Source organism: Actinotalea sp. C106 (assembly GCF_023630195.1).
GTDB lineage: Bacteria > Actinomycetota > Actinomycetes > Actinomycetales > Cellulomonadaceae > Actinotalea.
This window is the reverse complement of record NZ_JALPKN010000644.1, coordinates 1-534: the sequence shown is the minus strand read 5'-3', so window position 1 is coordinate 534 and position 534 is coordinate 1. Positions and strand designations below refer to the sequence as shown.

The window sequence follows — 534 nt, the reverse complement described above, 5'->3', positions numbered from 1 at the left end:
CACCGACTCGACGGCGACGGCCTCGGCCGCGACGCCGAGGGCCGCGGCGACAGCCTCCTCGTGCCCGGGCTCGACCCCGACGAGGGCGGCGAGCGAGCCGAGCACCCCGGCGAGGTCCTCCGCAGCGAGCAGGGCTCCCGCGCCGTCCTTGCGGACCAGGCTCATCTCGAGGGCCTCGACCTTGGCGCTCCAGGTGGCGCGGTCCCGGTCGGCGACCTGAGCGGCCTCGCGCAGCACGACCAGGCGCGCCCGGGACTCCTCGAGGGCCTCGACCGCACGCTCGTGCTCGGCGTCGAGCCCCTCCTCGCCCTCCTCGGCCCCGGCGACCTGGGCCTCGAGGGCGGCGAACTCGACGTTGGCCTCGTGCCCGCGGCGCTCGGCCTCGGCGAGGTTCTCCCGGAGCCGGCCGATCTCGGACTCGGTGGCCTCGAGCCTGCTGCGCCGGGCAGCGACCTGACCTGCGAGACGCGCGAGCCCCTCGCGACGATCCGCGACCGCCCGCTGCAGGTCGGCGACGCGGCGCTCAAGTCGGAT

1 pseudogene is annotated in these 534 nt (G+C 77.0%); it reads right to left on the bottom strand.

The window, feature by feature from the left end:
- Positions 1-534 (bottom strand): annotated as a pseudogene (locus tag L0B03_RS18975) (chromosome segregation protein SMC); the annotation flags it as partial.